22 protein-coding genes are annotated in these 23,180 nt (G+C 40.9%); 21 read left to right on the top strand and 1 reads right to left on the bottom strand.

Annotated elements, in window-relative coordinates; translation table 11 throughout:
- The first annotated feature begins 111 nt into the window (after positions 1-111).
- From L0657_RS02220 to L0657_RS02165, 12 genes are all read left to right on the top strand, one after another.
- On the top strand, positions 112-669 hold the full coding sequence (locus L0657_RS02220; protein WP_235148766.1) for a DUF4126 domain-containing protein: 558 nt from the start codon (positions 112-114) through the stop codon (positions 667-669).
- Positions 670-678: 9 nt separating this feature from the next.
- Complete coding sequence (locus L0657_RS02215; RefSeq protein ID WP_235148765.1) at positions 679-1,590, top strand: AraC family transcriptional regulator; 912 nt, start codon at positions 679-681, stop codon at positions 1,588-1,590.
- Between the two features lie 92 nt (positions 1,591-1,682).
- Positions 1,683-3,068 (top strand): glycoside hydrolase family 88 protein, encoded by a 1,386-nt coding sequence (locus L0657_RS02210; protein WP_235148764.1) that lies wholly within the window; start codon positions 1,683-1,685, stop codon positions 3,066-3,068.
- 264 nt (positions 3,069-3,332) lie between these two features.
- Positions 3,333-4,151: a sugar phosphate isomerase/epimerase gene (locus L0657_RS02205; protein ID WP_235148763.1), complete on the top strand. Its 819-nt coding sequence runs from the start codon at positions 3,333-3,335 to the stop codon at positions 4,149-4,151.
- A 74-nt stretch (positions 4,152-4,225) separates the two neighbouring features.
- Positions 4,226-5,371: a Gfo/Idh/MocA family protein gene (locus L0657_RS02200; RefSeq protein ID WP_235148762.1), complete on the top strand. Its 1,146-nt coding sequence runs from the start codon at positions 4,226-4,228 to the stop codon at positions 5,369-5,371.
- A gap of 25 nt (positions 5,372-5,396) precedes the next feature.
- Entirely contained in the window at positions 5,397-6,167 is a 771-nt protein-coding gene (locus L0657_RS02195; RefSeq protein WP_235148761.1) for a 3-ketoacyl-ACP reductase, read from the top strand.
- A 154-nt stretch (positions 6,168-6,321) separates the two neighbouring features.
- Positions 6,322-7,563, top strand: a complete 1,242-nt coding sequence (locus L0657_RS02190) for an MFS transporter (RefSeq protein WP_235148760.1) — start codon at positions 6,322-6,324, stop codon at positions 7,561-7,563.
- A 353-nt stretch (positions 7,564-7,916) separates the two neighbouring features.
- Positions 7,917-8,300 carry a hypothetical protein gene (locus L0657_RS02185; RefSeq protein ID WP_235148759.1) on the top strand — a complete coding sequence of 128 codons (384 nt, stop codon included), beginning with the start codon at positions 7,917-7,919 and terminating at the stop codon, positions 8,298-8,300.
- Between the two features lie 50 nt (positions 8,301-8,350).
- Positions 8,351-8,734: a hypothetical protein gene (locus L0657_RS02180; RefSeq protein ID WP_235148758.1), complete on the top strand. Its 384-nt coding sequence runs from the start codon at positions 8,351-8,353 to the stop codon at positions 8,732-8,734.
- 273 nt (positions 8,735-9,007) lie between these two features.
- Positions 9,008-9,391, top strand: coding sequence for a hypothetical protein (locus L0657_RS02175; protein WP_235148757.1), 384 nt, complete (start codon positions 9,008-9,010; stop codon positions 9,389-9,391).
- Between the two features lie 49 nt (positions 9,392-9,440).
- Positions 9,441-9,824 (top strand): hypothetical protein, encoded by a 384-nt coding sequence (locus L0657_RS02170; RefSeq protein ID WP_235148756.1) that lies wholly within the window; start codon positions 9,441-9,443, stop codon positions 9,822-9,824.
- 224 nt (positions 9,825-10,048) lie between these two features.
- Positions 10,049-10,429 (top strand): hypothetical protein, encoded by a 381-nt coding sequence (locus tag L0657_RS02165; protein ID WP_235148755.1) that lies wholly within the window; start codon positions 10,049-10,051, stop codon positions 10,427-10,429.
- Between the two features lie 68 nt (positions 10,430-10,497).
- Here the strand turns inward: L0657_RS02165 and L0657_RS02160 are convergent, their stop codons facing one another.
- Positions 10,498-11,442 carry a ring-cleaving dioxygenase gene (locus tag L0657_RS02160; protein WP_235148754.1) on the bottom strand — a complete coding sequence of 315 codons (945 nt, stop codon included), beginning with the start codon at positions 11,440-11,442 and terminating at the stop codon, positions 10,498-10,500.
- Between the two features lie 189 nt (positions 11,443-11,631).
- Between L0657_RS02160 and L0657_RS02155 the strand changes: the two genes are divergently transcribed.
- The 9 genes from L0657_RS02155 to L0657_RS02115 all read left to right on the top strand — a co-directional run bounded on the left by L0657_RS02155 (position 11,632) and on the right by L0657_RS02115 (position 23,169).
- Positions 11,632-12,747 (top strand): Gfo/Idh/MocA family protein, encoded by a 1,116-nt coding sequence (locus L0657_RS02155; protein ID WP_235148753.1) that lies wholly within the window; start codon positions 11,632-11,634, stop codon positions 12,745-12,747.
- Positions 12,748-12,964: 217 nt separating this feature from the next.
- Positions 12,965-13,753, top strand: coding sequence for a DUF3050 domain-containing protein (locus tag L0657_RS02150; RefSeq protein ID WP_235148752.1), 789 nt, complete (start codon positions 12,965-12,967; stop codon positions 13,751-13,753).
- Positions 13,754-13,767: 14 nt separating this feature from the next.
- Positions 13,768-14,736, top strand: coding sequence for a 23S rRNA (adenine(1618)-N(6))-methyltransferase RlmF (gene rlmF, locus L0657_RS02145; RefSeq protein WP_235148751.1), 969 nt, complete (start codon positions 13,768-13,770; stop codon positions 14,734-14,736).
- Between the two features lie 183 nt (positions 14,737-14,919).
- The gene (locus L0657_RS02140; protein ID WP_235148750.1) at positions 14,920-15,759 is read left to right on the top strand and encodes an SMP-30/gluconolactonase/LRE family protein; all 840 of its coding nucleotides are present in this window, start codon (positions 14,920-14,922) and stop codon (positions 15,757-15,759) included.
- Positions 15,760-15,795: 36 nt separating this feature from the next.
- Complete coding sequence (locus tag L0657_RS02135; protein ID WP_235148749.1) at positions 15,796-17,880, top strand: M3 family metallopeptidase; 2,085 nt, start codon at positions 15,796-15,798, stop codon at positions 17,878-17,880.
- A gap of 250 nt (positions 17,881-18,130) precedes the next feature.
- On the top strand, positions 18,131-20,533 hold the full coding sequence (locus L0657_RS02130) for a TonB-dependent receptor (RefSeq protein WP_235148748.1): 2,403 nt from the start codon (positions 18,131-18,133) through the stop codon (positions 20,531-20,533).
- A gap of 2 nt (positions 20,534-20,535) precedes the next feature.
- The gene (locus L0657_RS02125) at positions 20,536-21,483 is read left to right on the top strand and encodes a DUF4249 domain-containing protein (protein ID WP_235148747.1); all 948 of its coding nucleotides are present in this window, start codon (positions 20,536-20,538) and stop codon (positions 21,481-21,483) included.
- Positions 21,484-21,590: 107 nt separating this feature from the next.
- Positions 21,591-22,151 carry a TetR/AcrR family transcriptional regulator gene (locus L0657_RS02120; RefSeq protein ID WP_235148746.1) on the top strand — a complete coding sequence of 187 codons (561 nt, stop codon included), beginning with the start codon at positions 21,591-21,593 and terminating at the stop codon, positions 22,149-22,151.
- Positions 22,152-22,410: 259 nt separating this feature from the next.
- A complete protein-coding gene (locus L0657_RS02115; RefSeq protein WP_235148745.1) occupies positions 22,411-23,169 on the top strand; it encodes a hypothetical protein in 759 nt (252 codons plus the stop codon).
- Positions 23,170-23,180 lie beyond the last annotated feature (11 nt).

The following is a 23,180-nucleotide window of genomic DNA, read 5'->3' as shown; positions in this document are numbered from 1 at the left end:
AATCAACAACGAAAAAGTTAAATTCGTCACCAAAGAAACGAAGAAATCAAATTTTTGCCTAACTTTCTTATCTGCCGGACATTCAGCTCACACCGCTAGACGCTTAAAATCATGGAAATATTTCTTAGTATATGTCTTGGACTGGGTTTGAGCGCCAGCAGCGGTTTTCGGGTTTTCCTGCCTATGCTGGTCGCCAATATTGCAGCCATGAGCGGCTGGGTAACGCCGGGCGAGAGTTTTGCGTGGCTCTCAACCTGGCCGGCTTTCTTCCTGTTACTTACAGCATCGATTGCGGAAATTGGCGGTTATTACATCCCTTTTATTGATAATCTGCTCGACACCATTGCAACACCGGCGGCCGTTATTGCCGGAACATTACTATCTACCTCCTTTATCCAGATCGACAATCCAGTGTTGCATTGGGGTTTGGGGCTTATTGTTGGTGGCGGAACAGCCGGACTTGTCCAGGTCGGTACGGGTCTGCTCCGTTTACTTTCGTCCAAGACAACAGCAGGACTGGGAAATCCGGTGGTATCTACCGCTGAAAATATTGCTTCGTTCAGCTTATCCGGTCTGGCTATTTTTTTGCCATTGATTGCAATGGTCCTGGTAGTTCTGCTCGTTTTGTGGCTTTTCAAAAGGATTGCCAGTTTAAAAAAATCAAAATAGCGTACTTTCATGCCCGATGCCATACCCGTTCATTCGCTTCCAAAGTCGCAGAGCCAGGTTCCGGCACTTAAAATTTATCGGTTTAAAAACAGTGATGTTCCGTCTCAAATACCTGAGGCGCTGCCAATCACTCCGCTTCCCACCGATACGCCACACCGTCATACTTATTACGAGATTTTATTTATTGAAGAAGGCCAGGGCTTTCATGAAATTGATTTCCACTCCTACACGATGCAGGGAACGGGGATGCATTTTGTCACACCCGGACAAGTTCACCTGCTTACTTTTGCCGCCCCTTGCCAGGGGTTTATAGTCGCTTTTTCAGAAGATTTTTATACGTTTTACAATCCGGGAAGTCCGTCTTTGTCGAATTTTCCTTTTTTCCAGGTTAACAAACGCCAGCCAGTGTTAAAACTATCGCCGGCGGAACGACATTATTTTCATAACATTCTGGAAAATATGGTTGAGGATCATTTGGGTAACGAACCAGATCAAAACATGCTTGGTCAGTATCTGGGTCTGTTATTACAGAAATGTGCCATTATTAACCAAAAAGTCTCCCATGCACACTTACAATCAGCTTCATCTGTACCCGAAATAGTCGGGAGATTTCAAGAGTTGGTTGAAAAAAATTTCAGGGAAATGCATGAAGTCCAGCAGTATGCAACGATACTGAATGTTTCGCCGGACTATTTAGGTAAAACTGTGAAACGATTTCTGGGCGTGCAAACGCAGGAATATATCCTCGACAAACTGCTTTTAGAGGCCAAGAGGCTTCTGGTTTTTACCAATCTCAGCAGTAAGGAAATTGCTTACCACATCCATATAGACGACCCTTCCTATTTTGGAAGAATTTTCAAACGCAAGTCCGGACTAACGCCTAATGAATATCGGGAACATGTTCGGAAAAGTACCATTTAATAGCAAAAATGTACCTTGTCAACATATTTTCAGAAATATATCTTTGTATTATCCTAAAATAAAAAGGCTAAACAATACTTTGATATTTATTCATGGAAATTCGCAACGACCTGACCGCGGCTTCACTTCAACCAAAAATTGACCGGTTGTGGCAACTTTCAGCCGAAAAAATTAATCTGATTTCTGAGGAATACGATACAACGAAGGGCTCTCCTGTTTTCACTGTTAACGGAAAATATACAACCCGCGGCTGGACAGAATGGACGCAGGGTTTTCAGTATGGCGCAGAGGTTTTGCAATTTGATGCGACCGGTGATGATTCCTTTTTGGCAAAAGCAAAAAAAAACACGGTGGACTATATGTCCTCGCACGTGGATCATTTTGGTGTTCATGACCATGGGTTTAACAATGTCAGTACTTATGGAAACTTGCTTCGTTTGATGAATGAGGGAAGAATTGAAGAAAACAAATGGGAGCGTGACTTCTACGAACTGGCTTTAAAAATTTCCGGAGCGGTTCAAGCAAAACGCTGGACGAAAACCAGGGACGGACAGGGTTATATCCATTCTTTCAATGGCCCTCATTCGCTTTTTGTTGATACCATTCGTTCGGTGCGCGCCTTAATGGTATCTCATTTGATGGGACACGGATTGATGGGCGAAAATGATGTAAAAACCAGTTTACTGGAACGAGGAACGTATCATTCGCTGGCTACTGCAAAATATTCTGTTTTTTATGGAGAAGGCCGCGATAGTTATGATCTGTGGGGCCGAACTGCACACGAAAGTGTGTTTAACACAAACGATGGCAATTTCCGTTGTCCAAATTCACAGCAGGGTTTTTCAGGATTTACAACCTGGACCCGCGGACTTGCCTGGGCAATGGCGGGTTTTGCGGAACAGCTGGAATCACTGCCTTACTTTTCAGATGAAGAACTGGCACCGCTCGGCGGTCGAGAAACAATTGAAAACATTTACTTGAAGGCAGCCAAAGCTACCTGTGATTTTTATATCGAAAACACAGCTTCTGATGGAATTCCTTACTGGGATACCGGAGCTCCGGAACTTTACAAATTAGGCGATTATACCACCCGAACTTCTGATCCTTATAACGATTTTGAACCAATCGACAGCTCAGCAGCCGCCATCGGGGCGCAGGGACTTTTCCGATTGGGAAAATACTTAAAGGACAAAAATGAGGCTGAACAAGGCGATAAGTACTGGCAAGCCGGGTTGACCACCTTAAATACTTTGTTTGACGAGCCCTATTTATCGACCGATCCAACCCACCAGGGATTAATTCTGCACTCGGTTTATCACCGTCCAAATGGCTGGGACAATATCCCCGCCGGTCAGAAAGTGCCAAACGGCGAATCATGTATGTGGGGCGACTATCATGCGCGGGAAGTGGCACTTTATGTTCACAGGATTAATAAGGATCTGCCCTATTATACGTATTTGGGAGCAATCAATGGTTAATTGTTAATGGTTAAGGATTAATGTTTGGAGACTCGAAGATTGATGATAGTAGCGACACTTTGTCTTTAAGAACAAAAATTCTTAGGGTTAAAACCCTCTCAAAGCTCCAATAATCAACACTTAACCCACATAATGAACACTTTACCAACCCGATCATTAACAATTAATCCCTAAAAGTTACCCATTAACCCTTAACAATTAATCATTAACAATTAACCCTTAACCATTAACAATTAACCCTTAACAATTAAACATTAAAACAACATGCTTTCTCTTGATCGTTGCTGCATCCATACCATTACTACAAAACCGTGGGCTCTTCCTGTGGCGGTTGAAAAATATGCGGCTGCGGGAATCAAGGGAATTAGTGTCTGGCAAAATGCTACGGAAGGTATAGGGCCCAAACACGCCGGAGAAATTATTCGCAGTGCCGGTTTGGAAATTGTTTCTTATGTCAGGGGTGGCTTTTTTCCACATACCAGCAGCGCCGGACGAGCGCAGGCGATTGATCATAATAAAAAACTGCTCGAAGAAGCCGCAACTTTGGGAGCTCCGATGATCGTGCTGGTTTGTGGCGCCTCGCCTGACCAATCTCTGGACATTTCAAGAAATCAGATACGCGAAGGTATCGAAGCGATTTTGCCGCTGGCAGAAAAGCTTAATGTAAAACTTGCCATCGAACCTTTACATCCCATGTATGCCGCAGACCGTTCTGCGATCAACACGCTCGGGCAGGCTAATGATATGGCGGAATTATTCAAATCTGCCTATGTCGGTGTAGCTGTGGATGTATATCATTTGTGGTGGGACCAGGATTTAGAAAAAGAAATTGCACGCTGCGGAGCCAATGGAAATCTTTTCGCTTACCATGTTTGCGATTGGAAAGTAAATACAATCGACCTTTTGAATGACCGTGGATTGATGGGAGAAGGCTGTATAAACCTGAAAAAAATACGAAGTTGGGTTGAGGCGACGGGATTTGATGGTTTTTGTGAGGTCGAGATATTTTCTAATATCCACTGGGCAAAAGATCAGAATATTTTTCTCAAAGAAATAACAGACGCCTTTATACAACACGTGTAGGCTTGCTTATCATAATTGACTCAAAATACAAAAACTACATTTTGCCAAAAGCTAACCGCCAAAACCTACAAAAAATGAAAACTCATACTATTGGCATTATCATGAACGGCGTAACTGGCCGGATGGGAACAAACCAGCATTTACTTCGTTCGATTAAAGCCATTATCGATCAAGGTGGTGTGAAAATATCAGCCGATGAGGTTATTATGCCTGATCCAATCCTGGTTGGAAGAAATGCATCAAAGCTGGAAGCACTTGGAAAACAATCGGGCATTAACAAATTTACAACAGACCTGGATTCTGTTTTAGCAGATCCGCATTTCCAGATTTATTTTGACGCACAGGTTACCGGCCGCCGCGCGCCTGCGGTAAAAAAGGCAATTTTGGCAGGGAAACATATTTATTGCGAAAAACCGACAGGAACCACCACAGAAGAAGCACTGGAACTATACGAACTGGCAACAGCTGCCGGACTTAAAAATGGTGTTGTTCAGGATAAATTATGGCTTCCAGGTATGCTGAAATTGATGCGATTAATGGAAAATGGCTTTTTCGGAAAAATACTTTCAGTCCGTGGCGAATTCGGATACTGGGTTTTTGAAGGGCATACCGTTCCGGCTCAGCGCCCTTCCTGGAACTACCGCAAGGAAGATGACGGTGGAATTATTGTCGATATGCTTTGCCACTGGCGGTATGTGCTGGACAATCTTTTTGGTAAAGTAAAAGCAGTTTCTTGTCTGGGTGCGACCCATATTCCTGAAAGAATTGATGAAAACGGGAAACCATATAAATGTACCGCAGACGATGCGTGTTATGCCACGTTTGAATTGGAAGATAATGTCATCGCTCAGTTCAATTCTTCCTGGACCGTTCGTGTGCGACGTGACGATCTGCTCACTTTGCAAGTAGACGGAACTAAGGGCTCTGCGGTTGCCGGTTTGCGTGAATGTTACACACAGCATTATGGAAATACACCAAAACCTGTCTGGAATCCCGATATCGCGCAGCCAATTCCATTTTTTGAAGGCTGGTCAAAAGTACCGGAACAGGAAAATTTCGATAATGCCTTCAAAACACAATGGGAATTATTCCTGAAACACGTGGTGATCGATACGCCTTTCCCCTGGGATTTGAAAGCCGGCGCGCGTGGTGTTCAGTTGGCTGAAAAAGGAATTGAAAGCTGGGAAAAACGTCAGTGGGTTACGATTGAAGATTTATAGAAGTCTTTTCCAAATATCGCTTTTCATGAAAAAGACAGCATTAATTACTGGCGGAAGCCGTGGAATAGGTTTTGGTATCGCGAAAGCCCTTGGCAAAGAAGGTTATAATCTTGCCATAAACGGTGTTCGTGACGAAGAATTTGTCATTGAACCGCTAAATGAACTTCGTGGATTAGGCGCAGAAGTGCTTTATTGTCAGGGAAGTATTGCCATAGCTGAGAATCGGGAATCGATTATTGAAAAAGCGTATAGCCATTTTGGACAGATTAATTTACTCGTAAATAATGCCGGTATCGCTCCAAGGGTCCGTTTGGATCTGTTGGAAACGACGCTGGAAAATTATCAGGAAATATTAACGACAAATCTGGAAGGGCCATTTTTCTTTACGCAAAGTGTTGCGAAGAAAATGGCACATACAAAACAGAACAATTATGCTTTTGAAGCAACGATCATTTTTGTAACATCTATTTCTGCCACCGTCGTATCTATTAACCGCGGCGAGTATTGTGTTTCCAAAGCTGGCCTGGCAATGACCAGTGCTTTATTTGCTGTGCGTTTGGCTGAATACAATATCCCGGTATTTGAAATCCGACCGGGCGTCATCGCTACGGATATGACTTCCAAAGTACAGGAAAAATACAATACACTTTTTGAAAACGGGATGGCGTTGCAACCACGCTGGGGTACGCCGGAAGATGTGGGAAAAGCTGTTGCATCACTAACGCGGGGAGATTTCCCCTACTCGACCGGTCAGGTAATCGGTGTTGATGGCGGAATGCTGATTGACAGACTTTGACTTAGCTGTTGGCTACGAGCGGTTAGCTTTTAGCATTCTTCCCCTCTAAACACTTTTGGAATTACCAGATCACTTTTAAAAATGTTTTTGAAATAGAAATATTCCGTTGATCCGAGCTAACAGCTAATGCCTAAACGCTAAAACCTAAACCGCCATGTCCGTCATTCCAGAATCCCGTCCGTCTTTGTTATCGCAGCTCATGCAGGTGCCGGTCATCGTTGCTGCACTTGGTTATCTGGTGGATATGTATGATCTTTTTTTGTTCAGCGTCGTTCGGGTTCCCAGTTTGAAAGCTTTAAATGTTGTCGATGATCAGCTTTTAACACAAGGTATAAGGTTACTGAATTACCAGATGGCAGGTATGCTGATCGGCGGTGTTTTGTGGGGAATTATTGCCGATAAAAAGGGACGTCTTTCTGTGCTTTTCGGGTCAATTATCATGTATTCCCTTGCCAATATTGGTAACGGATTTGTTACATCCGTAGATCAATATGCTATACTCCGTTTTATCGCAGGTGTTGGTTTAGCAGGCGAGCTAGGCGCGGGAATTACGCTTGTTACCGAAGTTCTGCCAAAGGAAGTTCGCGGATATGGAACGACCCTGGTGGCGACTTTAGGAGTTCTCGGCGCAATTCTTGCTTATTTTGTAGCCGATCTTTTTGCCTGGCGGATCTCCTATTTTGTAGGAGGCGGTATGGGTTTATTGCTTCTCGTGCTTCGGTTCAATGTTTTTGAGTCAGGTATGTTCGAAAAAATTAAAGAGAAAAGTGTCGACAAGGGAAATATCATGCTGATTCTCGGCAATGGTAAACGCTTCGGAAAATACCTGATGGCTATTCTAGTCGGGCTGCCGATATGGTTTGTCGTGGGTATCCTGATCACATTTTCTCCTGAATTCGGAACTGCAAAAGGCGTTGTCGGTGTGAATGCCGGCAAGGCAGTTATGCTTGCTTTTTCAGGACAGGTTTTTGGTGATATTGCGAGCGGTTTATTGAGCCAGTATTTACAGAGCAGAAAAAAGGTTATTGGGTTATTTATCTTGTTGTCAGTCTGCATGATGGCTGTTTATTTACTCATTCCTTTAAAAGATGCATTCTCATTTTATATCGTTTGCGCCTTCCTGGGTTTCTGCAACGGTTATTGGACTTTATTTATCACCATCGCCGCAGAACTTTTCGGCACAAATCTCCGCGCCACGGTAGCAACTACTGTCCCAAATTTTGTACGCGGCGCGACAATCCCGCTTGCAGCCTTATTTGTTCAATTTAAACCGGATCTTGGTGTTATCAACAGTGGACTAATGCTGGGGATATGCACCAGCATAGTCGCTCTGATCGCCTTATACTTTTTAGAAGAAACCTTCACAAAGGATATGAATTTCGTTGAGAAAGATTAGTCAGGATTGATATTCAAATAAAACAAGAAAGCAGTTTTTCGAGAATTCGGGAAACTGCTTTTTGTTTTTAAGCATTCGGTTGAGTGACTTTTTACTTTTGGAAATCCGCCCATAAGTATTCTTTTAAGAAAAAACGGCGACGTACGTGCAACGTTTTTCCCGGATTCAACATCTGTTAGATAAATTTCAAAAGCAACATTTTTAGGTACTGATTTATTCATTTAATCCTCTTGCCACTTATCACCAAAAACCATCCATTCGTGTACTTTGTAATACATAGTACCTGCCATCACCTTACATTTGACACATACTTTAAGACTAACAGATAACAATAACACAAAATATATTTAGCCATGAAAAATTCAATCAAAACCTTCGCATACGCATTAGCATTCGTTACTTCTTTCGGATTTGCTGCTTCTGCAAAAGAAACAGAAGTTAAAAAAGCATCCAGTTTTGGAACAGGAATCTACATCAATAAAGGAGGTAAAATCAACGTCCTTGTCGAAAAACAAGATGCCGAAGCCAACACGACGCTGCTTATCAAAAATGAAAAAGGAGATGTTGTTTACAGAGAAGTGATTCAAAAAGACAACCAAAAATTTGGCCGTGTGTTGAACGTTGAAAAACTGGACGCCGGTCAATATGAAATCAATGTCGTGAGCAAAAACGAAATACAGACCAAGTCGTTCCAATTGTCAGAACAAAAAACAGAACGTAATATCCAGATCAAGTAACAGCCTTTTTTAAGTAAAATATTAGCCAGAAAAATTAAAATAAATAAGCCATGAAAAATTCAATCAAAACCTTCATCTGTGCCTTTGCGCTTGTTACTTCTTTCGCTTTCAACGCTTCCGCAGAAGACAAAGGAACTAAAAAATCTACCGGATTTGGTACCGGAATTTATACCAGCAAAGCCGGAAAAATTAATGTCCTGGTCGACAAAGTAAATGCAGAGGCAAATACAACTTTGCTGTTAAAAAATGAAAATGGTGAAGTCGTATACCGGGAAGTAATTGAAAAAACCAACCAGAAATTCGGACGTGTTTTAAACCTTCAAGAACTGGAAGCTGGTAATTACGAGATCAACATCATCAGTAACGGCGAAACGCAATCGAAAACTTTCAAATTGCTTGAACAAAAAACCGAACGCGTTTTGACGATTAATTAAAATACGGTTCTGTCTTTTCAGAACTCATCTATTAGCCATAACTTAAATAAAAGGCTTCTGAGCATATCTCAGAAGCCTTTTTGCTGCTATTAGGAAAACAAAATTTAAGCAAAACCAGACTTCCAATTACCGTTCAATTATTTATCCCGGTAACCCCTTATCACCAAAAACCATCCATTCGTGTACTTTGTATTACATAGTACCTGCCATCACCTTACATTTGACACATAATTTAAGACTAACAGTTAACAACAACACAAAATATATTTAGCCATGAAAAATTCAATCAAAACCTTCGCATACGATTTAGCATTTGTTACTACTCTCGGATTTGCTGCTTCGGCAAAAGAAACAGAAGTTAAAAAAGCATCCAGTTTTGGGACTGGTATCTATATCAATAAGGGAGGTAAAATCAACGTCCTTGTTGACAAACAAGATGCCGAAGCTAACACCACGCTGCTTATCAAAAATGAAAAAGGTGATGTCGTTTACAGAGAAGTGATTCAAAAAGACAACCAAAAATTTGGCCGTGTGTTGAACGTTGAAAAACTGGACGCCGGTCAATATGAAATCAATGTCGTGAGCAAAAACGAAACACAGACCAAGTCGTTCCAATTGTCAGAACAAAAAACAGAACGTAATATCCAGATCAAGTAACAGCCTTTTTTAAGTAAAATATTAGCCATAAAAATTAAATAAATAAACCATGAAAAATTCAATCAAAACCTTCATCTGTGCCTTTGCACTTGTTACTTCTTTCGCTTTCAGCGCTTCCGCAGAAGACAAAGGAACCAAAAAATCGACCGGCTTTGGTACCGGAATTTATACCAGCAAAGCCGGAAAAATCAACGTCCTGGTCGACAAAGTAAATGCAGAGGCAAACACAACGTTGCTTTTAAAAAACGAAAAAGGTGAAATTGTATACCGGGAAGTAATTGAAAAAACCAACCAGAAATTCGGACGTATTTTAAACCTTGAAGAACTGGAAGCTGGTAATTACGAGATCAACATCATCAGTAATGGCGAAACACAATCGAAAACTTTCAAATTGCTTGAACAAAAAACCGAACGCGTTTTGACGATTAATTAAAATACGGTTCTGTTTTTTCAGAAACAGATTTTAATAGACATATTGATAAAGAAAGGGCTCCCAGTTTTTGGGAGCCCTTTCCGGTTTTAAAGCTTATCGTAAATAAAATTTACGAATTAATAGAATAATGTTTCCATCGATAGGAAGAGCTACGACTAATTTTTTGAAGCTTCTATAAGAAAACAACCATTCATTATTTACCAACCAGTTAAACAATATAGCTCATGAAAACTTCAATACAATTTATTCTATGCGCCCTGGCGTTAATAATTCCTTTATCGTCCGTAGCGGTAGATAAAAACGGAAGCAAAAAATCAACCCAATTCGGCACGGGCATTTATTCTACCAAAAAAGGAAAAATAAACGTTTATGTTGAAAAAGCCGGTTCTGACTTTCCAACTACCATACTTTTAAAAAATGAAACAGGAGAAGTGATATACCGCGAAATCATTGAAAAAGATAGTCAAAAATTTGGGCGGCAACTAAACGTTGATGCGCTTACACCTGGAACATATCAGATCAAAGTTATTGTAAAAGACGCCACGCAAACAAGCTCATTCAAATTGACCGAACAAAAAAGAGACCGATTGGTGACAATCGAATAATATTTATTAGCCATAAATGAAAAATGGCTTCTTGAGATCTGGAAGCCATTTTCATTTTCAAATAATAGTTATTTACTTTCAGCCACAATCGCTGGTAACTCAGACTCTATTTTTTCCCTTCTTGGCTCAAACCATTCTGGTAATTTGAGCGATGAGCCTAATTCTGCAACACTTTCATCAACAGAAAATCCGGGAGGATTTGTCGCAATTTCAAATAATATTCCGCCTGGTTCACGGTAATAAATGCTATGAAAATAATTCCGGTTTAGCACTTCTGTCGGATTAAAACTTCCTGATAATAACTGCTCACGGATTTCCAGTTGAGTTTCATCACTTTCTGTTGCAAAAGCCAGATGATGTACAGAACCAGCACCTTGTAAAGCGCGGATATCTTTTGGCGATTCAAGTACATCAACATAAGAACCAGGTCCGCCAGTACCACTTTCAAACCGATATATTCCTGATTCCTCGGCAACCAGTTTGTGCTGCATCACGTTGGTCAACAAAGAAACCGTGCGATCAATCTTAAATTCATTCAGTGAAACGGTATAGGTTCCGCGGATAGAAAATTCTTTTGGAATTTTTCCGTTGTCCCAACCCGGACGTTTATCAAGATCATTCGCAACAAGCTCCACGCCCATTCCGTCGAAATCTTCAAAACGAAGATACGTTTCGTTAAATTTTCTGTAAGGTCCTGCATAAGGAATGCCAAACTGAACCAGACGATCCATCCAGTAACTTAACGAAGCTGTTGGAATGGAGAATGCGGAATAGGTAAGCTGCCCACCTCCTTTGCGCCCGCGCACCAGACCTGCATAAGGAAAAAATGTAACAATGGAGCCTGGTGTACCCGTTTCATCTCCATAATATAAATGATATACATCCGGCGCATCAAAGTTCACCGTTTTTTTCACCATCCTCAACCCTAAAATCCCTACATAAAAATCCACATTTCTTTGTGCGTCACTGGCAAGCGCAGTGATATGGTGTAAGCCGTTGATTAGATTATTCATGATCTTTAATTTTATATGTTGTTACATTTAATGTATATACATGTAATTATTGAGTTTAGTTCACCTTTTCGAAAAATATTATAAAAAACATTCATTACGATACATAAGGAGATCAGGTAAAATCTCTACTTTTAGTGTAAGTCACTGATTTAATATCTTTTAATACATTTCACCAATCTTCGTTTTCGTATGAATTCTCGTCGTGATTTTCTTCAAACGGTTTCTCTGGGTTTAGGAGTGACAGCACTTTCCGGTCTTCCGGCCGCGGCAAACGTGATTCCGGAACCGTTCGTACGTCCAGAAAAACAGCTGCGTGTCGCGCTTATGGGTCTTGGCAGTTATGCAACCCGTGTGGCCGAAGCAATGCAAAGCTGCAAAATGGCTACACTTGTCGGCGTAGTTTCAGGCACTCCTTCCAAAATTGATACCTGGAAACAGAAATATAATATTCCGGCCAAAAACACTTACAATTATGAAAATGTCGCGGATATAAAAAACAATCCTGACATTGACCTTGTATATATCACCACCCCAAATTCGCTCCATCATAAGCATGTTTTACAAATCGCCGCAGCAGGTAAACATGTACTTTGTGAAAAACCTGTCGCCGATAATGCAAAACAAACCCGTGAAATGATCGCAGCCTGTGAAAAAGCGGGTGTTAAGTTTTACATCGGTTACCGCATGCACTTTGAGCCGCATACCTGTGAACTTATCCGTATGCGGGAAGCAGGAGAACTTGGAAAAATTATGCACGTCAACAATTATATGGGCTTTAAAAGTGGCGATCCAAACCAATGGAGGCTCAAAAAAGCACTGGCTGGCGGCGGTGCAATGATGGACGTTGGCATATATGCGCTTAACGGCGCACGTTATGCAACTGGAGAAGAACCGATTTGGGTAACCGCTCAGGAAAGCAAAACCGATCCTGTCAAATTTAAGGAGGTAGACGAAACAATCACTTTTCAAATGGGCTTTCCAAGCGGAGTCATTGCAAACTGCGGCACAACCTACAATTTCAATAATTTCGAAAAGTTATATGTTATTGGGGATAAGGGTTTTGTGGAACTAAGCCCGGCTTTCAGTTATGGACCAATAAAAGGAAGGACGCATCTTGGACCGATGAACCAGCCTGTGGTAACGCATCAGACCTTACAAATGGATGGTATTGCAGATATAATTTTAAACAACAAACCGGACCCAAACGTGACCGGGCAGGAAGGGCTGAAAGACATGATCGTTGTGGACGCCGTTTATGAATCCATACGAAAAGGAGGTCAGAAAGTTTTTATTAATAAAGCATAATTAAGAAATGCCTGACTCAATAGTGTCAGGCATTTCTTGTTTTTACGAGAATTAAAGCAAAAGAGGAAATTATAAAAACGCCTGAAAATTACTCCCAAATATGGAACAGCTATCTTGTTAGTGTTATAAAACCATTAAAATATATGATAGGAAATTGCCATAGTGTACCTTTGCCGATTATTTTTTAATCTTAAAAAGTTACATTTCAATTCGTCATATGTCCGATCATATCAATAAATTACAACAGGCCATTGAGCCGCTCAGACAGCAAATAATAAACCATAAAGTTTATCCGGCAATCACAGAACTGGAAGATCTTCGTCTGTTTATGCAGTTTCACATCTTCGCGGTTTGGGATTTCATGTCACTATTAAAAGCACTACAAAATAATCTTACTTGCACAACTGTGCCTTGGTTTCCAAAAGGTTCGGCAGTAACAAGGCATTTGATCAATGAAATAGTGCTGGGCGAAGAATCTGATATAGATCAGAACGGTGATTTGAAAAGCCACTTTGAATTGTATCTGGAAGCGATGGAGCAAAGCGGTGCTGATGTCAGCCAGATCCGGAAATTTGTTTCTGAATTACAATCCAATGGTGATTTAAACAAAGCTTTTGAGAGTTCAAACGCTCCAAAAGCGACGCGGGATTTCGTAAATTTTACTTTTGAAGTTATTGGTAGCAACAAAGATTATTTACAGGCAGCAACTTTTACATTTGGGCGGGAGGATCTGATCCCGAACATGTTCCACTCGATTGTCAGTGATATCAGTAAAACTTTCCCGAACGAAGTTTCGATTTTCAAATATTATCTCGAAAGACATATCGAAGTTGACGGTGATCATCACAGTAACCTTGCTTTGCAGATGACCTCAAATCTTTGTGGCGACAACGAAACTTTCTGGAAAGAAGCACAGGACGCCACCATTGAGTCCCTGCAAAAAAGAATTGACCTCTGGGATGCTGTTTATGAAGCAATTGAAAGTAGAAAATCAGTTTTACAATAATCTGAAAAATTTCATTGGCGCAAAAATCTAAGAAAATCCATACCGAAAAAACGAGCCTGCATGAGCGAAACCTGCATCGAGACCGATATGATTTCAAACAGCTGATTCAGGCGTTGCCAGAACTTTCAAGCTTTGTTTCCGTCAATCCTTATGGAGACGAATCGATTGATTTTGCGAATCCTGATGCTGTAAAAATGCTTAATAAGGCACTTTTGAAACATTTTTATGGTGTTTCTTATTGGGATATCCCTGCCAATTATCTCTGCCCGCCCATACCCGGACGGGCAGATTATATTCATTATCTTGCCGATTTGCTGGGTTCTGTAAATTCAGGGAAATTCCCGGTTGGAAAATCTGTCAGGGTTTTGGATATCGGGACAGGTGCGAATTGTGTTTATCCAATTATAGGTCACAGAGAATATGGATGGAGTTTCGTAGGTTCTGATATAGATCCGGTTTCTGTCCAATCTGCCAAAAAAATTATTGAAAATAACCCTTCACTCCAAGGTGCCATAGAATGCCGGGAGCAAACTTCTTCCAAAAATATTTTTCATGGTATTATCGAAAAAGACGAAAAATTTGATCTGACGATGTGTAATCCGCCATTTCACGCTTCGGCAGCGGAAGCGCAGGCTGGTACGAAAAGAAAAAATAATAATCTCGGATTGAAGAAAAGTAACAACCCAATACTAAATTTTGGAGGGCAGCGTGCAGAACTGTGGTGTGAAGGCGGTGAAGAAGATTTTGTCAAAAGAATGATATCTGAAAGTGTTCAATTTCAGGATCAATGCCTGTGGTTCACTTCGCTGATTTCCAAAAAAACAACGTTACCAGGCGTTTATTCTACACTGAAAAACGTAAAAGCGGTTGATGTAAAAACAGTCGAAATGTCGCAGGGGCAAAAAATAAGCAGATTCGTTGCCTGGACTTTTTTAGATAAGACGCGACAAACCGAATGGAAAGAACAGCGCTTTGATCGTTAGTCGGCACCGATAAATTATTCCCCGGAATCATTAAATTTCAATGATTTCATGCTTATCATCATATTCCATAACCATTTGGTACAAAATTTTACACCTGATTCCATGAAACGACTCGCTTTTTTAAACTTAGCTGCTACGGCTACTTTTTCAATTTTATTTTCAATTACAGTTTCTGCTCAAATCATGGATAAAAACTCAATCGCTGCGGACGGAGCTCAGGTTGAAAAACTGGGTGATGGCTATAAATTCACAGAAGGACCTGTTGCTGATACCGACGGAAATGTCTTTTTCACAGATCAGCCAAATAACAAAATAATTCGCTGGGACGCCGAAAGCGGAAAATTCAGTGTTTTTTCCGACAAAGCCGGCCGCGCTAACGGGATGTATTTTGACAAAAAAGGAAATCTCGTTGCCTGCTCTGATGAAGACAATCAGGTTTGGTCTTTTGATAAAAAGGGAAATCCGACCGTGTTGGTGAAGGATTATGATGGCAAACTTTTGAACGGCCCGAACGACTTATGGATTGATCCAAAAGGCGGCATATACCTGACAGATCCGCTTTATCCAAGAGATTATTGGAAACGTGATCCTAAAATGCAGCAGGATGGTGAACATGTTTATTATCGGACGCCAGATGGAAAAAAATTGACGCGGGTTGATGAAAAACTTAAAAAGCCAAATGGAATTATCGGAACGGCCGACGGCAAAAAGCTTTTCGTTGCGGATATCGGCGCAGACAAAACTTATGTTTATGACATCGACAAAGACGGATCTTTGAGCAATAAGACACTTTTTGTCTCAAAAGGATCGGATGGTATGATACTGGATGAAGAGGGGAATTTATATCTCACAGGAGACGGCGTTACTGTTTTTGACAAATTGGGAGAAAAAATCGCGCATTTCCCAATTAGTAAAGGCTGGACTGCCAATCTTTGTTTTGGTGGCAAAAACCGCGATCTGCTATTTATTACATCTGAAACCGCTGTTTATGGAATAAAAATGAGGGTGAAAGGTGTTAAGTAAAAAACGAAACCAGTAACATTTTCATTTAACCTCAATATGATTTCAAAAGCACATGAAGACGGATTGACATCAACTGATATCAATCCGTTTTTTTTAGAATATACAACACCTTTTCAGGTTCCGCCTTTCGACAAAATTAAAACGGAACATTTTTTGCCGGCGGTTGAGGAAGGTATGAAGCAGCAGGAAAATGCTATTGCAGTAATCTGTTCGGGAGAGGACGCGCCTACTTTTCAAAATACGGTCGAAGCTTTGGAGACAAGCGGCGACTTATTGACAAGAGTTTGTTCTGTATTTTTCAACCTGGCGTCTGCCAATACTTCTCCGGAAATCGAGAAACTTTCACAAGTCATCGCGCCGAAATTATCCGGTCATGGAGATGATATTTATCTGAATGCTGATTTATTTGAAAAAATTAAAATAATCAACGATCAGCAAGAGAGCCTGAATTTATCACACGAACAAAAGCGTTTACTTGAAAAAACCTACAAGGCATTTGTTAGAAGCGGAGCAAATCTGAACGCTGAACAGCAGGTGAAAATGCGTGAAATAAATAAAGAACTTTCTGTATTGGCGGTTCAGTTTGGACAAAATCTGCTTGCCGAAACCAATCTTTTTGAACTGATCGTTGAAGATCAGACAGACTTGTCCGGCTTGCCATCTTCGGTTATCGCCTCTGCTGCAAACGCCGCAAAAGATTCAGGACATGAAGGGAAATGGAAATTTACACTGCATAATCCGAGTGTGATGCCATTCCTGCAATATGCTGAAAACCGGGTTTTACGTGAGAAAATGTTCAAAGGTTATATCAATCGATGTAATAACGATGACGAAAGGGATAATAAAGAAATCGTTTCCCGCATAGCCACTTTGCGTTCGGAACGGGCGCAACTGCTTGGCTACAAAACACACGCTGATTTTGTACTTGAAGAAAGTATGGCCAAAACGCCGGATCAGGCCTATGACTTATTGAATCGACTTTGGAAAGCTGCTTTGCCGGTTGCAAAACTGGAAGCAGAAGAAATGCAAAAGATGATGGATAAGGAAGGAAAAGGTGAAAAACTTGAAGGTTGGGACTGGTCTTATTATGCGGATAAAGTCCGCAAGGAAAAGTATAACTACGATGCCGAAGAACTTCGTCCGTATTTTAAACTGGAAAATGTCAGGGACGGAATTTTTCAGGTTGTTCAAAAACTTTACGGTCTGACTTTTTCAGAAATTAAAGATATTCCAAAATATCATCCTGACGTGATCGCTTATGAAGTGAAAGAAGCTGACGGAACGCATACCGGAATTTTCTACATGGATTTTCATTCCCGTACTTCCAAGAGAGGGGGAGCATGGATGACGTCTTATCGTAAACAATCTGTTAGAAGTGATCAGCAGATCTCTCCGATCGTGGCAAATGTCTGCAATTTTGCCAAGCCAGCCGATGATCAACCAGCTTTGCTGACAGCCGATGAGGTTGAAACTTTTTTCCACGAATTTGGTCATGCGCTTCATGGTCTTCTGTCAAAAGTGCATTATGAAACGTTATCCGGCACATCCGTTCCGCGCGACTTTGTAGAACTTCCTTCGCAGATAATGGAGCATTGGGCTTTTGAACCTGAGGTTTTGAAATTTTATGCAAAACATTACGAAACCGGTGAAGTTATACCAACCGAGCTGGTGGAGAAGATGAAAAACGCCTCGAAATTCAACCAGGGATTTGGTACGGTAGAATATCTGGCTGCTTCTTTCCTCGATATGAGTTATCACACGATTCAAGCAGGCCAAAAAGTTGAAACGACGACTTTTGAAAAAGAAAAAATGGAAGCGTTGGAACTGATAGCGCAGATTCCTCCCCGGTATCGGAGTACTTATTTTCAGCACATTTTTTCGGGTGGATATTCGGCTGGTTATTATAGTTACATCTGGTCCGAAGTTTTGGATAGTGACGCATTTGCAGCATTTAAGGAAGCCGGAAATATTTTCGATCCCATTATCGCCAAATCATTCAGAACAAATATTCTTTCCAAAGGAGGAACGGAGGAACCGATGACTTTATACAAAGCCTTCCGCGGAAGGGAACCGGAAGTGAAATATTTGCTTGAAAACCGGGGTTTGGATAAGGCTGTTTAAGTTTTTGGAACCATGATATTATTGCAGGTAGTTGTTGGAATTATTCCGGCAGCTACCTTTTTTGATGGATACCAGCATTGATTTAACCCTATCATGAATTATATTGGAAAGCGGTTTTACCCTCTACCTCCACTAATTATCGGTCGTCCAAAATGTCATTCACAGCGATAATCTGATAGCCGATAGCACTGCATCTTATTATACTATATTCATCGTTAAGGCGTTACAAAAGTCAACCAGAATACTAACTATGCGTGTAATCTTTACTCTTCTTTTGTTAATATCTTTCACCATAGTTAGTGCCCAGGAACGTATTACCATCAGTGGTTTCGTCCGGGAAAAAGGAAGTCACGAACAATTACCGGGCGTGAATGTCTATATTCCCGACACTCCCTACGGCGCCGTCACCAATACCTACGGTTTTTATTCACTCACATTGCCAGCCGTCGATTCTGCGCTGGTCGTTTATTCGTTTGTAGGCTACGAAACAGCACAGCAAAAAATCAGCTTAAATAAAAATACTGCGCTGGACATTTTATTAACTACGATCAATCAATTGGATGAAGTAACGATATCTTCCCGTCGGCAGGAGGATTACGTCAGTCGTTCGGCGCAAATGAGCCAGATTGAAATTCCAATCTCGCAGATTAAAAAATTACCTGCTTTTTTCGGGGAAAAAGACGTTTTGAAGGTTTTGCAGCTTATGCCTGGCGTGCAAAAAGGAACAGAGGGGCAAACCGGACTATATGTTCGAGGCGGCGGTCCGGATCAAAATCTGATCATATTGGATGATGCCGTGGTTTACAATGCCAATCACCTTTTTGGTTTTTTTTCAATCTTCAACAGTGATGCCCTGAAAAGCGTCGAACTAACAAAAGGGGGATTTCCTGCACGTTATGGCGGACGACTTTCGTCCGTGCTCGAAATGAATATGAAAGAAGGAAATAAGGAAGCTTTGCATGGTGAAGGCGGCATTGGAATTATCTCTTCCCGTCTGACCTTAGAAGGCCCGATTTCTAAAAGAAAATCTTCATTTCTGGTTTCGGCCCGGCGAACTTATATCGATATTTTGGCCGCTCCGCTTATTGCGAGAGATCAGCGCGATGCTGTTGAGCAGGTCAAGCCGGGTTATTATTTTTATGATATCAATGCAAAGATTAATTACGATCTGGGAGCAAAAGATAAAATATATTTAAGTGGCTACTTCGGTCGTGACAAGTTTTATGCTAACGAAACAAGCCCTACCGGCGAATCCAGGGCTGGCCTGGACTGGGGAAACAAAACGGCTACTTTACGCTGGAACCATTTGTTGAGCCAAAAGTTGTTTGTTAATACTTCCTTTATTTACAGCAATTTTGACTTCGGTGTTTCCAACAATAATAAAGATATTAATGCCGATGGAAGCGTTCGTGATGAATTCAGTTTGCAGTATACCTCCACTATACGCGACTGGGGCGTGAAGACGGATCTTGATTTTTATCCTTCTCCAAAACATACCGTGAAATTTGGAGCGCTAGCTACATTTCACAAGTTTGTTCCCTCAGCTCTGGCGCTGCAAGGTTCTTTGATTGACGAATCTATCGAGAGATCAGTTACTCCGATCAATACCGTAGAGGGCGGAATTTATGTAGAAGATACCTGGCAGCCTTTTGATGCTTTGAAAATGAACGCGGGATTTCGCCTCAGCTCTTTCCAGACAGAAACCAAAACCTATATCAGACCCGAACCTCGTTTTTCCGCCGCCTTACGTCTTGCCCGGGATTTTTCATTTAAAGCTTCCTATGCGCAAATGAACCAGTATGTCCATTTACTTTCCAATACCGGACTCGGCCTTCCAACAGACTTGTGGGTTCCAACGACAGATAAAGTTGCCCCGCAGCAATCAAAACAAGTGGCGATCGGTCTGGCAAAAGATCTTGAAAAACCGGCATTGACGTTGACCTTGGAAGGTTATTACAAGAAAATGGGCAACATTTTAAATTATAAGGAAGGTGCATCTTTTTTGAGTATCAGTGGAGAAAATGCCAATGAATTAAGTTGGGAGGATAACGTTACTGCCGGAAAAGGCTGGTCTTATGGGGCTGAGTTTTTGGTTCATAAAAAAACAGGACGTTTTTCCGGATGGATCGGTTATACGCTTTCCTGGACAAAATGGCAATTTCCCGAGCTGAATTTTGGGCGGACTTTTTATCCACGTTATGACCGCCGCCATGATTTATCCGTGGTTGGCATTTATGAAATCAGTAAACGAATTACCGTTTCTGCGACCTGGGTATATGGAACAGGAAATGCTCTGACCTTGCCGAGAGCGAGTTTTACAGGCGTTACCGATAATTTTTTCACACGTTTTTCTTCCATGGGAAACAGGTCAGCGACCTCATGGAACGGCAATCAGGTTACGGAATATGGCGATAAAAACAGCTTTCGTGCCGAACCCTTTCACAGACTCGACCTGGCCGTTCAGCTGCACAAAAAGAAAAAAAGGTATGAGCGTACCTGGGAAATCGGTCTGTACAATGCTTACAACCGGCGAAACCCATTTTTCTACGATATTTCCGAGGAAGAATTAGCGAATGGAAATACCAAAACGACGCTGAAACGGTATTCTTTATTCCCGGTTTTGCCCTCGGTCAGTTATAATTTCAAGTTCTAGTCATGAAAAACAACATTCTCTTTTTTCTTCTGATACTTAGCGGTCTTTCATCCTGCGATACGCTCGTTACGGAAATTTCGCCTGATGATTTACCCGGCTCAACTTCGAAACTTGTTGTTCAGTCCTTTATTTCACCCCAGGCTGCACGGATCAATGTGGTCGTTACAGAATCAATACCTCTCTTTGGCGAGTCTAGCTCTGGAAACTCAGTTGTCAAAAATGCAATTGTTAAAATTTCGGGTGGCGGAAAAGAAGTTGTTATCCCTTACGATTCTACCAGTCAGCTTTACAGCATTGACAAGGCAAAATTTGCGATTGTTGCATCCGAAACATACAAGTTGTCTGTTTCAGATGCACAGCGCTCTGTCACTGCAAGTTGTACGGTGCCGGCCAACCAGGCAACAATCAAATCTTATGTTATCGACACAGCTTATATTAACAGGAGTAATGGTCTTGACACTGCATTAACTGTCCGGATGACCTGGCAGGATATTTCGGGGGAAACAAATTATTACCGGGTCAGGGCGAACATGGATGTGGAATTTTCTGTCCTTGAAGGAAACTCACCGGAGAATTTTGAGGAAAAACGTGTAAGAACACGTTTCAGTTTTCGTTGGGACGATGATAATGGAAGGAGCGATTTCCAAAACGACATCAATCTTGATGGAACTTCCTTCACCTCTCCGCTAGGCCGCGGATTTTTACCTTCTACGCTGATGTATATTGCAAGCGACGGAACCCGCTATTATGCCAAGCAAAAACCTAAATTAATTGCTTTGATCATTGAGGTGAATAATACTGAAAAATCATATTACGATTATCATAAAACGCTGGAACAGAACGAAGACGACAATCCTTTTGCTGAGCCCGTTTTGGTTTACAATAATATAGAGGGAGGTTTGGGATGTTTTGCAGCTTACAATAACCGACAGGTTATTTATCGACCTTAAATGTTCGTTATTAAACAAAAAAAGCTATGAGAATAAATTATCAAATATTATTACTTAATTTATGAAGTAGATAGACAAGTCTGTTTGTTTATTCAATTCCCATGACTATGAAACACAATCCGATACTTCCAAAAGAACGAATATTAGAAACTGCACTTCATTTGTTTCATAAGCAAGGTTACCGTGCAACGGGCATCAACCAGATCATAAGCGATGCAGGAGTTGCGAAGGCAAGTTTATATTTTCACTATAAATCCAAGGAAGAACTGGGCATTGAATATCTGAATGCACGCCAGGACGTCTGGTTTTCACAGCTGAAACTTTTTACAGATGAATCAAAAAAGCCAAAAAAGAAAATTCTTGCAGCTTTCGATTTCCTCGTTTTTATGAATGAAAAGGAAAATTTCAGAGGATGTAGTTTTCTTAATATGCTTTCTGAGATCCAACCTGACGATAACAAATTGTTGGCGTCGATTCAGCAACATAAAATACAACTACGGGAATTTTTCCAGGAAATTTTAATGGAAGAAAAAGCTGATCATACCGATATTATTTATCTGTTGTTTGAAAGTGCTATGACTGAGAGCCAGCTTTTTAAAGACCAATGGCCGGTTGAAAAAGCAAAACAAGTCGTTTCGGATTTATTCAAGTTGAAATATATCAAATAGACAGCAGAAGGTTGGTAATTGAATTACACTCGCAATATTTTCAGGGAGGCACAGATTTTTAAGTATAGTTTTAAGATAAAATTACACTTCATCATATGACATGGATGTTACCTTTATATTTTAGGTAACGTCCTTTTTTTTTATCCATCTGACTGATTAAGAAACGACTTTGGTGGATTGTTATAACGTTTAAAATAGAATTTGACCGTTTCAACACTTGACTACCAATCACTAAAATCCTTCCATTCAAACCAATACGATGAAAAAAATACAGGTCAATACTTCCCATATTTTGAAATTCCTTACTGCTCTGACGGCTTTCGCAGCACTTTTTATGGCGGGATGTAACCGAAATTCAGAGGATGAAAACCAGAAGCTTACCGGTAAGTTCGTCAATGGAACATTCCTCAGCAAAGTATCAGATTCAATTCCAGGTTTGATTCCGGTTTATTGTTACCAATTAGATTTTAATGGGACTGATAGTGTGGATGTTCTTTACGGATTTGAGCAAACCAAACTTGCCTACCAAAAAACAGGTAATAAATATAAAATAATTAATGCACTGAAAGACGAGGACATGATTTTCGTTTTAAATGAGGATGAAGGTATCACGTTGATAGACAGTGCATGGAACGGAACAACTAAAAATTCGACATTTAAAAAATCTAAAAGCAATTTCGTGACGGCTCTGAATGAGCGGATTATCGCAGGCGAATACAAAATTTTTAAAGATGACAAGCAGACTCCACAAAATGTTACTTTAAACGCAGATGGCACTATAAGCGGGCTGGAAAAGTTTACCAATTACACACTTTGTTACAGCGGCGACTGTGTGAGCGAGATTTATCCAATTTCAAACAGTATCACATTTAGTAACGAAAAAACTGAAAAAGTGATGTATGCTTTCAAGATTGATAAAATTAAGAAATCGCTTGAAATATATCACATTGAGGCGCCGATAAGAGATATTAAAGGAGAAAGAGCAGTCAAGGGCGTTGCCTTTGATTTGAGACAATAATTATTCAGAAA

The sequence above is a fragment of the Dyadobacter sp. CY345 genome, assembly GCF_021502725.1.
Taxonomy (GTDB): domain Bacteria; phylum Bacteroidota; class Bacteroidia; order Cytophagales; family Spirosomataceae; genus Dyadobacter.
This window is presented reverse-complemented; position numbering and strand designations above follow the sequence as displayed.

Bases quoted from the DNA above. Each gene is read 5' to 3' on its own strand.
- L0657_RS02210 (WP_235148764.1), top strand. From the start codon at position 1,683: ATGGAAATTCGCAACGACCTGACCGCGGCTTCACTTCAACCAAAAATT.
- L0657_RS02115 (WP_235148745.1), top strand. From the start codon at position 22,411: ATGAAAAAAATACAGGTCAATACTTCCCATATTTTGAAATTCCTTACT.
- L0657_RS02165 (WP_235148755.1), top strand. From the start codon at position 10,049: ATGAAAACTTCAATACAATTTATTCTATGCGCCCTGGCGTTAATAATT.
- L0657_RS02215 (WP_235148765.1), top strand. From the start codon at position 679: ATGCCCGATGCCATACCCGTTCATTCGCTTCCAAAGTCGCAGAGCCAG.
- L0657_RS02120 (WP_235148746.1), top strand. From the start codon at position 21,591: ATGAAACACAATCCGATACTTCCAAAAGAACGAATATTAGAAACTGCA.
- L0657_RS02180 (WP_235148758.1), top strand. From the start codon at position 8,351: ATGAAAAATTCAATCAAAACCTTCATCTGTGCCTTTGCGCTTGTTACT.
- L0657_RS02175 (WP_235148757.1), top strand. From the start codon at position 9,008: ATGAAAAATTCAATCAAAACCTTCGCATACGATTTAGCATTTGTTACT.
- L0657_RS02130 (WP_235148748.1), top strand. From the start codon at position 18,131: ATGCGTGTAATCTTTACTCTTCTTTTGTTAATATCTTTCACCATAGTT.
- L0657_RS02135 (WP_235148749.1), top strand. From the start codon at position 15,796: ATGATTTCAAAAGCACATGAAGACGGATTGACATCAACTGATATCAAT.
- L0657_RS02160 (WP_235148754.1), bottom strand. From the start codon at position 11,442: ATGAATAATCTAATCAACGGCTTACACCATATCACTGCGCTTGCCAGT.
- L0657_RS02205 (WP_235148763.1), top strand. From the start codon at position 3,333: ATGCTTTCTCTTGATCGTTGCTGCATCCATACCATTACTACAAAACCG.
- L0657_RS02200 (WP_235148762.1), top strand. From the start codon at position 4,226: ATGAAAACTCATACTATTGGCATTATCATGAACGGCGTAACTGGCCGG.
- L0657_RS02190 (WP_235148760.1), top strand. From the start codon at position 6,322: ATGTCCGTCATTCCAGAATCCCGTCCGTCTTTGTTATCGCAGCTCATG.
- L0657_RS02155 (WP_235148753.1), top strand. From the start codon at position 11,632: ATGAATTCTCGTCGTGATTTTCTTCAAACGGTTTCTCTGGGTTTAGGA.
- L0657_RS02150 (WP_235148752.1), top strand. From the start codon at position 12,965: ATGTCCGATCATATCAATAAATTACAACAGGCCATTGAGCCGCTCAGA.
- L0657_RS02220 (WP_235148766.1), top strand. From the start codon at position 112: ATGGAAATATTTCTTAGTATATGTCTTGGACTGGGTTTGAGCGCCAGC.
- L0657_RS02170 (WP_235148756.1), top strand. From the start codon at position 9,441: ATGAAAAATTCAATCAAAACCTTCATCTGTGCCTTTGCACTTGTTACT.
- L0657_RS02195 (WP_235148761.1), top strand. From the start codon at position 5,397: ATGAAAAAGACAGCATTAATTACTGGCGGAAGCCGTGGAATAGGTTTT.
- L0657_RS02185 (WP_235148759.1), top strand. From the start codon at position 7,917: ATGAAAAATTCAATCAAAACCTTCGCATACGCATTAGCATTCGTTACT.
- L0657_RS02140 (WP_235148750.1), top strand. From the start codon at position 14,920: ATGGATAAAAACTCAATCGCTGCGGACGGAGCTCAGGTTGAAAAACTG.
- L0657_RS02125 (WP_235148747.1), top strand. From the start codon at position 20,536: ATGAAAAACAACATTCTCTTTTTTCTTCTGATACTTAGCGGTCTTTCA.